Below are 12,962 nucleotides of genomic sequence, written 5' to 3'. Positions count from 1 at the left end.
AGCTTTAAGTAGGCTTTTAGCTCCTAAATGGAGTAGGAATTTAGACAGAAATTAAAGTAAAGTCCACAAATCCGTGCAATGCCAATTTAATCTTCTTTGAGTTTTAAAGTAACATTGTTTTTATCCACATTTTCAACAATATACTCAATTCCCGGAAGAATAAGTATTTCGTTTTCGCCAGGCCATGCAGAATAACGACCTACATCTTTTGCACCTTTTGTACTTGTGTAAGTTAAGTTCCACGCACCTTTCACGTTCGACTTAGGAGTTGTACTGACAAAAGCAAAATCTTTAAAAACTTTGTTTTTTATGAATGTTTGTTGTCCCCAAAGAGGGTTATCTGGAGGTTCCGTAAAAATAGATCGTTCTAGGTGGACAGAGTCTTCCTCTAATTGATAATCAGGAAGCTTCAACATCCCTTTCAATGCATCAGAAACATAAGCTGCTAACCCAGGATCCTCTATTTTGCCTTCTTTTGCTTTTCTCATCGCAGGATTAATGATTGCATAATCACCAGTCGTGTATCCATATAAAGCAACGCGTTGACGAGAAGTGAGTCCATGAACATTTTTTTCTTCTGGAAGATTTGCATGGCTTTGAGCAAGAAATGAAATAAATTTTAAAGGGCCCATATATTGAAACATGGGATTTTGGTGATATTTGTGGATTGCTTGGATAATTTCTTTTGGATTGGATGCCAGTAGCCCTTGTAACAACGTCAAACGCTTAGCGAGTTCTTTATCGTTTGCCTCTACGATTTTCTCCAGCGTTCCATATTTTGAAATAAGCCCTTTTAGTTGACTATTTAAAGAGAAGATCATTTCAAAATAATTTTTCGTTGTAATAGGACCAAACTTGTCTTCTATTTCTTGAAGAATTGGACTTTTGGTGGGAATAAACTCATACCAGCCTAATTCCTCTATTCCATAATCTTTCACAAGAGCCATTCGAGAAAAAAGAGCCTCAGCAGCAATGGCGTTACCTTTATTTACACCTTCGTGGTGTAAATAGTCAGCGACAGCCAAAAATAAATCAGCACAGCTAATCTTTTGATCTGCTAGCTGAATGAGCATTTCTTCGTTATCACCAAGCATCATGATAGCACCAAAATGCAAACGATCTAAACACAAATGAGCAATCAAAGGTTGAAGCCATGCAGGAGAATAAGCTAAGCGTTTAACAACCTCTTTTAGTTCCATTTCTGTTGAGATACCAGATTGCTCAAATAGCAGCTTCATCCCTGCTTTACACTCTTCAGGACCTTGTCTTTCAACCCATCCACTTAAATCTTTTCTTGTTTCTGCGAATTTCTTCAATTCAACAGAAGTTTTTTGTTTTAGATTGGTGCAAAATGAAGAAAATTCTATAAAAAGTTGGTTATCCCAATTCTTTGGTTGGTAACCTGCATCAAAGCAACTAGCTTTCAGAAGATGATTAGAAGAAGAAACGTTCTTTGGAGTTGTTTTATATACAGCTTGTGTCATCTTTAATAAATTCGTCCTCGTAATTTTATCTTTTTTGAGATAATTAGGATCAAGTTTTTTACCGTTGGGGACAATCAGGTATAAAGAATTTGGATGTGATTGCAGGCAAAAGCGCACCACGGTACTAACCTTTGTGGAAAAACCAATATAGAGCTTATTGCTTTCCTTAGCGATGCTCTGTGCTTCTTCCTCTTGAGGGGTTGTAATTTCCATACTTTCAATGACTTCCATTGCAATAATGGCTTTGATTAAATCTGGATCTTGTAAAAATTTTGTAAATTCAGGATTAGATAATAACATACGATTAAGAGTTTCTTTTCCTAAAAGGTTAATATTCGGTACTGAATAGTGTTCTCTCATCATGGCATTTAGCTTAATAAGCGGTTTTATTTGTTTTTTTAATTGCTTGACAGCTTGTTTTGGATTCTTCTCATAATATTGAGCTAAAATGTCTAGTTTTGCTTGATAGTCGTTTTTTTGGGGATCGGCTCCCATATGGTTAAGGATTAGTTTTTCATTATTTGTAGTTTTTCTGCTTTTTTCTATGCCAATTGTGGCTTCAGTAAAGACCTGGCCAAGGATACTTTGGGATGATTCTGGAGTAAGTGCATATGAAGACAAAAAATAGTTTGTTTGAATTTGAATTTCAGCTAGTTCAAATAAGGTCTCATAAGTTGACACAATTTCTGCCTCAAATGAGTCATTATCTATTGGATTCTTGAGAAGGATTTCTTTTAAATCATTGAAATTTAATTCTATTCCTAGATTTTGTGAATTCACATCTATAAATAATTTTTCTAATAACTCATAAGCTTCTTCTGGAGAAAAATCTTTTGGAATTAATGGTAAATGTTCTGCTGCTATGCGAAATATTAAGGGGTGCAAATATTCTGCTTCATCATAATCTGGTACGGTGCTAAGTATATTTTCAAGGTTTCTATGCGGAGATATTTCCTCGAAACCAGGCTCATCGATGAGGGAGGTGTAGGAAAATGCACCTAATGACAAAGACGATACGTGATGGCTATTACTTACATCTTCAGGTTGCATGTTTTTCTCCCAATTATATAAGTATTTTTTTATTTTTCATTTGCTGAATCTTTCTCTCTAATTTCTGCTTTAGAGCTTGTAAAGATATAGCTTGATTTGTAGAGAGATGAGAGACGTCTCGAAGCTGTTTATCAATATTTTCGAATCGTAGTGCTGCCTCCTGATCATAGCCTAATTCCAGCCAACATTCTATTTCGAGAAGGCTAGAAAACAGATCATTTTTATCAAGATCGTGCGCAGTTTTAAAGCTGCGAATCGCACGTTCATAGTTTCCACAATTTTGTTCCGATAACCCTAAGCAAAACCAATACGACGGAATCAAGGGTTTTAGCATAGCTAATACAGTAAAAATGCCGGCACTTGTTTGGAAATGATCCGTTTCAAGATGCCGTTTACCAATGGCAAAAATGGCATGATGGTTTACCGTGGAAGGATGAATAGTTGTGCTAAATATTTGCTCTGTTAAATTAACATTCATGAAATCTTCATTTTCATCTACCAAAGCTTCTATTCCTGTTTTGATTCTTTCTTTGAACCAGCTCAATTCGATAATTTGAGCATAGTAATTGCGACGAGCTTCCAATTGACTTGCAATAGGAAAAGGTGAGTTGAGATTTACGCCATCATCTTGCTTCATTAACTCGTCTATTAAACTTTCATTAATTACTTTGATATCTTTAGTCATAATTAAACTTTTATTAATAGTTCTGTTATAATTCTAATTATAAAACTAAATCTAATTAAAAAAAATAATGTTTAATTTTTAGTAAAAAATTAAATTAATTCCAATTAATCTAAGCGGTTTAAATTTAAAAATTTAAAAATAAAGAATTAGATTTTAAAAATAAAAATATTTGTAGATGTCGAATGTTTAATAAAATATGGATATATTAATAAAATGAAAATTTGAATTAAAAGATTTCAATAATAAGGAAATAAAAAGCGTAAAATTAAATATTTGATTTTATCATGATTTGATTCATTAATTAAGCAAGCAAGGTATGAGAAACAAAAAATGGGGTATTAAAAAAAATAATAAAGAAACTACTTACGGGCTAAGTAAAAAAAGGCTTTTTTATTTAAACGCTTAATTTTTAGAATGAAGAAGTAGTTTTTGGCATCTATAAAATTTGCTTTTGGTAAATCTATTTGATGAAAAATTATTTCTTTTAAATTTGTTTTCTCTAAAATTTTTCCATATTGAAAGTAACTGGCTAAAAATAAAAGTGTTAAAATTGGTTACCAAAAATCTGTCTATTTGTTAGCTGAATTTAAGACAGAAAATAATTTTTAAAGAGACATTCACTGAGAATAGTACCGACGAAAAAATACTTTTCCAATGTCGGTTGAAAAAATTGCTTATTCCTAAATATTAAAATTTTTCATCTATTCATCACTTTCCACTTAAATTTTTTCTTCAATTATGTTCTGATTCTTCTAGTTTATCATCATTTAAGCTGATTCAGCCTAAAAATAATAAAAGATAAAAATAAATGAAAATAAGGCAAAATTATTAAAATAATGTATGCTTGACAATTCAAGTAGATAAAACTCCTCTTATACCCAGCTAATTATCAAAACATTCTTCAACATATAAAATAATAGATGAGTAAAATTTAACTTATGATAATTTATGTTTATTCTAAATGTTCGACTTGTCAACAAGCCATCCGCTTTTTGAAACAAAAGAAACTTTTTTTCACTTGCAAAGAAATTCTTGAGCAAGCTCCTTCTTTACAAGAATTGCAAAAAATGTTTCATTATCAAAACGAAAATTTAAAGAAGCTATTTAACACTTCGGGAAAACTTTATCGAGAATTACAAATCGCAGAAAAAATGCCCTCGCTTACAAAGGAAGATGCTTTGGTTCTTTTATCGAAGCATGGAATGCTTGTGAAACGACCATTTTTTTTAGGAGAAGGATTTGGTTTAGTGGGATTTAAAGAAGAGGAATGGAACTATTATTTATAAGATGGGGGATTCGTAAACCAATAAAAAAGGTGAATACAGTAGTTGGGTTGCCTAGTTGCTTATAAATAAGAAATACTGTAGTATGACAATGGTTTGCGATCGATAAGAAAAAAATAATTAACTTTATTGTCATTGCATTTTACTAAAATTCACCCTTAAACGGCTTTTTCTTTTGCAAAATTTTTTGCAAAAAAAAAAGTCCATGAAAAATCAACAAAATTCTGTATCTTCTACCTTACTAATCTTAAAAAAGCGTAGCTTGATCCTATTTCAATTTTTTCTAATTATCATTGTTTATCATACATTAAAAGACCTCAAAGATACGATTGTTATCACAGCAAGTGATGCAGGTGCAGAGATCATTCCTTTTATTAAAATTTGGGGAATGCTTCCTCTTGCCATTTGTGCTAGTTATTTTTTTGCTAAATTTTATAATAAATTTGGAAGAGAAAAAACATTTTATATTTTTAGCTCTTTCTTACTAGTTAACTATCTTTTCTTTGCTTTTGTATTATATCCATTCCGCAAGTTTTTTTATTTAGAAAATGTTGCAGATTATTTACATATGATTTTACCTGTTGGAGCGAAAGGGTTTGTTGCCATGGTAAGCTATTGGCATTACACTCTATTTTATTTAACGGCAGAATTATGGTCGATGCTCATTCTATCTATCCTTTTTTGGGGTTATGTGAGTGATACGACTTCTTTAGTAGAAGCCAAAAAATTTTACCCCCTCTGTATGTTCGTTGGAAATATGGCAGGAATTATTTCTGGTCAGCTCTCTCATTTCTTATGTCAACATTTGTCTGATTTCATGTCATGGGAAAGAACCCTGCAATGGATGATTGGTATTGTCTGTGTTTGCGGCCTTTTAATTATGATTATTAATAGACGGCTGGCTCTTACAACTGATTTTTCGGCAATTAAACAAAAAGTAAAAAAACAAATAGCTCCCTCTTCTTTCAAAGATAATGTTATGGATGTTTTAAGAACAGGTCCCTTACTTTGTATAGCTGTATTGGTAGTGGGGTTTGGACTGACAACGAATCTAATTGAAGTTATTTGGAAAGAAAATATTAGGCAACTACACCCGACACCTCAAGCCTACAATGCTTATATTAATCAATTGACTTCTTTAATTGGGACTGGTGCTGTTTGTATAGCCTTGTTATCAAGCTGGATTTTTAGAAAGTTTACTTGGACGCAAATTGCCCTCACAACCCCTTTATGTTTATTAATCACAAGCTCTGCTTTTTTTTCATCGCTTCTTATGCCTAAAGAGCTGTTAGCGGAAATTGCTTCTTTTTTTCAGTTTTCCCCAACTCAATTGATAGTGACACTAGGATCTATTTGCTATGTTTTTAGCATGTCTGCGAAGTACACAATTTTTGATACTAGTAAAGAAATAGCTTTTCTTTCTATTGAAACAGAAAAAAGAACGTATGCTAAATCTGTAATTGATAGCATTGGCTCTCGTTTGGGAAAATCTGGCGCTTCTTGTTTTTATCAATTTCTTCTTATTGCCTTTGGAATTGCTTCCGAACATATTTTATTAATTGGAGTTGTATCCATTATAATGATTGGAATTTCGATTTTTGCTACGAAAAAATTGGGTGGGCAGCTGTCTGGTAAAAATGAAAACCATCGCTTTATAGAAGCTTCCCATGGATAATCAATTACCGCGCAAAGTAGGTAGATAATAAATAGTAAAAAATCAATTTTGCTGTCTGTAGAAACAATTAAATGATTTTTTTATAGACGCCACTAACGGGGAATTTAGAGGCAAAAAAAGAATGGAAGAAAAAATGCACTTTATGTCCGAAACAGTAGTGGATACAACGGATTCTACAAAAGAAATATCATTATTTACCAAGAAAATGCGTTGCGTCCCTTTTTCAACGACATTATTGGAAAGCAAATCAACTTAAAAAAGTGCATCCTTATTTTTTAGTGTTAAAGAGACAAAAGAGAAGGCTACCAAGAAAAGCTTGTAAATTCAAAAAGCAAAAGTTGGAAACTTAAGTAAAGTATTTCTATTATCAAGTATACGAACTCTGAATTAACTCAAGATGTTTTATATACTTTTGTTATTCGTTGTGAATTTTTCTAATCCTTTTCTAATTAAAATCATTATCTCAAGATCCCATACTAAGTATTTTTTCTGCTCTAGGTAATCTTTAAGCTTTGTTTCTATTTCCTGAATATTTTTTTTTAATCTTTGTTTATCCTTTTTTTCCAACTCTCACTAACTACTGCTGCAGGTTTTATAGAAAATTGAGCTTCAACTTTTCTGAAACCAAATAGCGGCTTAACTCTTCTTCAACTGACAGATTTACTACGTCATGTATGTACTATTCTGGTTCCTGTTTAATGGCTTTTATTCCCTGGGTTAGTTTTTTATCTATTAATTCATAGCTGTTTTGCTAGTTTGTTAGTTTGAACTCTATTTGTAAATGAAAGTTCTTCGTAATTTTATTAGTTTGTTGAGTTCAATTATTTCAAATTAGTATTGCCTGAGCAATTGCTTTCACTTCCTCATCGCCTATATCTATTATTGTTAAAATAGATTGTTTTAAGATTAGTGTTGGAAGCAAAAGCTTGAGCAATTGCTTTCGCTCCTTCATCGCTGATTAGGTTTCCTCTAAGAGAGAGTGTTTCAAGTTTCGTATTGGAAGCAAAAGCTTGAGCAATTGCTTTCGCTCCTTCATCGCTTATTTGGTTTCCTTTAAGAGAGAGTGTTTCAAGTTTCGTATTGGAAGCAAAAGCTTGAGCAATTGTTTCGGCCCCCTTATCGTTGATTTGGTTATCGCCGAGATAAAGTTCTCTAAGAGCAGTATTGGAAGCAAGAGCCTGAGCAAGAGCGCCTGCTCCCTTATCACTTATTTGGTTACTTCCAAGATGGAGCACCTTAAGAGCAGTATTGGAAGTAAGAGCGCGAGCAAAAGCTTCCATTCCCTCATCGCTGATTTGGTTTCCGTTAAGAGAGATTTCCCTAAGTTTCCTATTAGAAGCAAGAGCCTGAGCAAGAGCTTCCATTCCCTTATTACTGATTTGGTTTCCGTTAAGAGAGAGGTTCTCAAGAACCGTATTGGAAGCAAGAGACTGAACAAGTGCTTTCACTCCCTTAAAGCTTATTTGGTTATTATCGAGCCAGAGTGTTTCAAGAGTCGTATTAGAAGCAAGAGCTTGAGCAATTGCTTCGGCTCCTTCATCGCTTATTTGGTTATTGCGGAGATAGAGCCTTCTAAGAACAGTATTGAAAGCAAGAGCCTTACCGATTTCTTTCCCTCCCTTATCGCTTATTTGGTTATTGCCGAGATCTAGTATTTTAAGAGTCGTATTGGAAGCAAGAGCTTGAGCAATTGCTTCCGCTCCTTCATCGCTTATTTTATTACTGTTAAGGTGGATTACTTTAAGAGTAGTGTTGAAAGCAAGAGACTGAACAAGTGCTTTCACTCCCTTAAAGCTTATTTGGTTATTATCGAGCCAGAGTGTTTCAAGAGTCGTATTAGAAGCAAGAGCTTGAGCAATTGCTTCGGTTCCCTTATCGCTTATTTGGTTATTGCCGAGATAGAGTTCTCTAAGAGCAGTATTGGAAGCAAGAGCTTGAGCAATTGCTTCCGCTCCCTCATTGCTTATTTGGTTATTGTCTAGCCAGAGTGCCTTAAGAGTCGCATTGGAAGCAAGAGCGCGAGCAAAAGCCTCTGCTCCTCTATCGCTAATTTGGTTATTTTGAAGCCGGAGTGATCTTAGAGCCGTATTGAGAGCAAGAGCATTAGCAATAATTTCCGCTTCCTTATCGTTTATTCCAACGCGAGAAAAGCCAAGCGCGATGGTCCCAGAATCATTCATATAAAGTTGAAATAAACGTGAATGGTCAATTTTTGGATTTTTTATTTCTTTTAAAATTCTCCTCACTCCTACTTCTCTGACCGTTTTTAAATTTAAAGCCAGACAACTTGTAAAGCTTCCTCTGACATACGGATCACTTGTTGTGAAAGAAAGCGTCTTTAGATGGGGATTTTTATCGGCTTTTAAGGTATGCAAAAGAGGAGCATCTAGCTGAATCGAGGCAAGCGCCACACACCTCTTAAGTTGTAATTCTTCTAATTTGGCAAACTGCAAATAGGTTGATGTGAGCGGAAAGCGTGATTTTTCAAACGTGCGTAGCTGAGCGCAGCGGTTTAAATAAAGTTGTTTGAGGTTAGGGGAGCGTTTTTCGATTTCCTGAATCGCCTCTTCTTTGATAAGCGGGCAGCCGCTTACATTTAAATAGGTAAGGTCAATATGCAAGAAAGGTTTTAAGGTGGCGTGATCTAAAACAGCGCAGTTCATCAAAGTCACTTTTTTGGGTCGAAGACCTTTATTTTTCATTAAAAAGATTAAGGCGTTTAGCACAAGGCGTTGCCGCTCGCGATCAGGTGCTTTCCCTTTGGCCATGCGTTTAAAATCAGCTTCAATCCACTCTTCTTCTTGGTTTTCGCCAAACAAAACATGGGAAGCGCATCGATTTAAGGTAAACGCAAAAAGCTCGCTTTGGGCTTTTTCGGGAGAGTATTCTTTGCGCTGTTGAATTTCTTCAAACGTCGGGGGCTTGCCAAAGCTAGCTGCGTCGGCTTGGGCGGAAGTGAGAGAAATGTCTACTTGACGGTCGATGGCGTTTTGTAGTCTTTGTTTGGGCGCTAAACTGCTCGCGACGGCTTGTTTATATTTGGGGTAAACCCAGCGGTCCAAGGTTTGCATTTGACTGCCCCGTAAGGAGACGAGATAGGGTAAAAGATCGAGAGGGATGAGTTTCTTCTTTGCTTTTAAGGCTTGGCGCAAGCAGTCTTGCAGATGGTAAAATTGCACGAGTACATTTGTCACTGTGCCGCTGCGCAAAAGAAGCGTTCCCTTAAAGCGATCTTCCGAATCTTCCTCATATAAACGTTTTTCCTCTTCGGGGGTAAAGAGCTGAAGAGTGCAGTAGCTTTCATCTTTTTGGATTAAATCTTCGAGCCAACTATTGAGGATGAGGTTGGGCTTCAAATGAATAAAAGCCTCTAACACCTCAGGGTCTAAATGGTACTTAGCATCCAGGCAAAAAAGAGCGGAAGAAAACTGCACTTTATGTCCAAAATAATAGTGAATGACAGCTTCGACAAAAGAAATATCATTATCGACGCAGAAAATGCGCCGTGTCCCCTCTTCAACCACGTAATTGGGAAACCGCCCATCGCCTGGACGGGTCAATAAGGCGCACAGGCAAGCCCAGGTCAGTTGCTTGACATCTAGATTTTCTGCGTTTTCTAACGTTTGCCCTTGAATGGTTTTGGAAATTAAGACGGGATAAATCCGTTTTTTTCCTTTGATGTCGACTTCAAAGCGGGCTAGCTGCGTCGGAGGGCTCAAGTGCCCCGCAATGCGTGCCGTCAGCGCATGAATGGCATATTCCAGTAGCGGATGGGTTGGTTTTTGTTTAAAGTGCAGCTGGTAGCCGCCATAGGAGGCACTCGCCACGGGGTGAGCGCTATTTTTGTATTGTCGTTTGAGATTGCCCGTTACTTCTAAAATTTGTTCACATACGGCCTGGTTGAGATACTGAGCATCGGGCACTGCCGGGCAGCGAACCTTGACTTGGAAAGAATCATCTGGATCCGGCTGGTCGGTTGTCATCGCGAGAATTGCTTGTTTAAACTGCTCTTCTTCCAAGCGCTGGCTTTGCCTAACCCCATTGGGATTGGGGATAGAGGCCAGATGGGCGCTTAACGTAGCCAAGTTTCCCTCTTCCGGATAGCTATTCAAAACATTAAGATAGATCTCTCTTAAAGGTTCTGCAAAGGTCATGTGTGACAGTCTTTGGTAGTAAGCTTCATGCCAAAGCCAAGCCTGATCTGAATCAAGCGCGTTAGCCCGTTGCCTGGAAACGAGGTGATGCACGAAATGAGTCATCCAGGGCTTGAGATTTTCTATTTCAGCAGGTTGCAACTCCTCGTCATAATACGTTCCTTGAAAAAGGTCGATGTACTGAAAATGGGAGTCCAGTTTAGAGATGCCATGCTTTAATTTGCGGTAAAGAGGGCGCAGCACAAGCCAATAAACCTTTTCAAAGATTTTTCTTTCACTACCCAGCTCTTCTAGGCTAACCTCTTCTTTTTGTTCTTTATGCTTAAAATGGAGGCCCACTCTTTTTAGATAAACGGCTGCAACCGCTTCTTGCAATAAGAAGCCACTTTCAGGTGTAAGGAATTTCTCTTTCACGAGATTGTCGATAAGATCGAGTGTATTGGATCCTTCGATGTCAAAATAAAAGGATAAATCATTTAAAAAATGATTGAGCAGCTCCGAGTAGTGTTTTTTTAGATCAATGACCTGGCCTTGAAAAGGATCATGCCAAATCTCTTCATACGTCTTTAGTCGATCTGTCAGCAGCTGCAAAGCCTGGCTCTTACGCCTGATTTCTTTTGTTTGTGGCAACTTTTTATCGAGATAAGCGCTCATTTTCTTTTGATATCTGTCACAGAGTTTTGGGTTATTTTGGTGAAAAGAAATGGTTTTGCGCAACGTATTACTAGATGAATTAGAAGGATATTCTTCCATTTTTTGCATCTGAGCTAATCCATCGGGGGTATGGATAAGATCAGTGACAACAGCTGGATTGCCTCCAGAATCGATATGCAAACCGGAGCGGTGTTTAGCCCCGATGTAAGTAAAGACGGGCAGCCCTTGTGCCGGATCCTCTCCTAAGCCTATTATTTGTAGTTCTAACAGGCGAGCTAATTTTACAAAGTAGGGACGATGCTCAATTGCTTCAATGAGAATGCACCATTCTAAATCGGAGTAAGGGCAGACCTCTTCTTTGGCTAGGGACCCCATTGCTCGCAAATCGTACGAACACGGAGGATCTCCTAAAATGGCAATCGCATCTTCGACTAAAGCTTGCAGAAAAGTGAGCAAGTACTCGGAAACTTTTTTTTGAAAAGCACGCACCTCTTCAATCGTAAATTGTTGCGGATTAATTTCTTCATACGATTCGCGAAAACTGTCGCGATAAGCCTTTAATTTCTCTCGGTATTGAGTTGTGATAAAACAATCAGTGGGAAGAGGGTCACTTGTTAAGTAATGGCGCATTGTTTCATCTAGGTTACGTAGCCCACTTGACTCTATTCGTTCTAGCCCCCGTGTCCTTAACGTATGCGAAACAACTGTACGCACTTGTTTATAGAATAATTTAATCAAAGCATGCTTTTCACCCTCGCAGCAGATCGATTCAAAGCGCGTTTCAAGATTGGTGACGAGTTGTATCACTTGCTGGCTATCGTTTTTCCCCACTGCTAGTTCTAAGCGTTGCTTAAAAACGGCAAGAGACGTTAAAGCAACTTTAAAAAGGCGCGAGGCTAAGCGTTGAAGGTCTGCGGAAGCCTCAGAAATGATTTGTGCCTTTCCTACATAGTGAATGGCATCCATGAAATATTTAAATTGTTTATCCTCTAGCTCCGTTTTTTTTCCTTTTTTGTAGTGCCACTTGGCCAGTTCGCTAGCTAATCGCTGTTGATCTTCTGCAAAACAAGGGTCTACAGCCAAATTGAGCAAGAGGCGTACGCTTTCTTCTATCTCTTGAGGTGTCTCAATAACAGGAATAAGTGTGAAGAGGCATTCAAAAGCCTTTTTCAGCACTTCTCTTTCAATATGAGAGGGCAAATAGGCCATGAAAACATTAAAATTTTCGATAGCTTTAGGGTATTTGTTCTCTGTAATCGCTACTGTAGTCGCATCAAGACTAGCTAAATATCGGAATATTGCTGGTTGTTCACTAAAAGATTGGGGCGAGATAGGATGAGTACTTTGCATGACTTGGCTATCCTTTGATTTAACAAAAATTCAAATTGAAAAGATACTATCAAAAAGAAATACCTCAATCAATTTAAAATTTGAAAAAAATACTATAAAAGTTAACCAAAGATATGGGTATCCAAAAAGCGGTATGACAAATTTTTTTATGGCGCATAGGGATATTCTTTGTTTCGCATCTCTACCTTTAGGTAGCAACGATCCTAACATTTGCCATTAATGGATAGATTTCAACAAATGTTCAAGCTCATCCTAAGTTAATTCTTTTTTTAAAAATTTATTGAGCGCTATAGATTTGCTTATAATAAAGTAAAAAAGATTTAGTTTACAAAATGTGTTATTTGTAAATTCTGGAATTTAAAAAATTAAATTATTTTACGCAACGATAGTTTTAAAAAAGTTAAAATATATCAGATTTTAAAAAGGAAGAGGGCTACATGTCTAAAGAAAATTTTTATGTAACCTATGAAATTTCTATGTAAAGATTCAATGGAAAATGCGTTTCCTTGTAACTTCAAGGCAAGAAAAAAAGAGGAAACGATAACTACAAACGATATGAATGCTACATTTATCAGGTCTTGCATCAAAGAGAGCGTTAAATTTCAAAACATTGTAGAGAGTATCATT

Annotated in this window: 5 protein-coding genes; 2 read left to right on the top strand and 3 right to left on the bottom strand. The window is 36.3% G+C overall.

The features are described from left to right. Positions 1-86: 86 nt before the first annotated feature. Positions 87-2,534, bottom strand: a complete 2,448-nt coding sequence (locus PC_RS06475; protein ID WP_011175895.1) for an ADP-ribosyltransferase — start codon at positions 2,532-2,534, stop codon at positions 87-89. A gap of 13 nt (positions 2,535-2,547) precedes the next feature. Beyond that, positions 2,548-3,219, bottom strand: coding sequence for a tetratricopeptide repeat protein (locus PC_RS06470; RefSeq protein ID WP_011175894.1), 672 nt, complete (start codon positions 3,217-3,219; stop codon positions 2,548-2,550). Positions 3,220-4,157: 938 nt separating this feature from the next. On the opposite strand from PC_RS06470, the gene PC_RS06465 reads away from it, so the two are divergent. Continuing rightward, positions 4,158-4,505 carry an arsenate reductase family protein gene (locus PC_RS06465; RefSeq protein ID WP_011175893.1) on the top strand — a complete coding sequence of 116 codons (348 nt, stop codon included), beginning with the start codon at positions 4,158-4,160 and terminating at the stop codon, positions 4,503-4,505. Between the two features lie 202 nt (positions 4,506-4,707). Then, entirely contained in the window at positions 4,708-6,177 is a 1,470-nt protein-coding gene (locus PC_RS06460) for an Npt1/Npt2 family nucleotide transporter (protein ID WP_011175892.1), read from the top strand. Between the two features lie 863 nt (positions 6,178-7,040). Here the strand turns inward: PC_RS06460 and PC_RS06455 are convergent. Beyond that, positions 7,041-12,335 carry a DUF294 nucleotidyltransferase-like domain-containing protein gene (locus PC_RS06455; RefSeq protein ID WP_011175890.1) on the bottom strand — a complete coding sequence of 1,765 codons (5,295 nt, stop codon included), beginning with the start codon at positions 12,333-12,335 and terminating at the stop codon, positions 7,041-7,043. Between the last annotated feature and the right edge of the window lie 627 nt (positions 12,336-12,962).

The sequence above is a fragment of the Candidatus Protochlamydia amoebophila UWE25 genome, from assembly GCF_000011565.2.
Classification (GTDB): domain Bacteria; phylum Chlamydiota; class Chlamydiia; order Chlamydiales; family Parachlamydiaceae; genus Protochlamydia; species Protochlamydia amoebophila.
The sequence above is the reverse complement of the archived record's forward strand: the minus strand, read 5'-3'. Positions and strand labels throughout refer to the sequence as shown.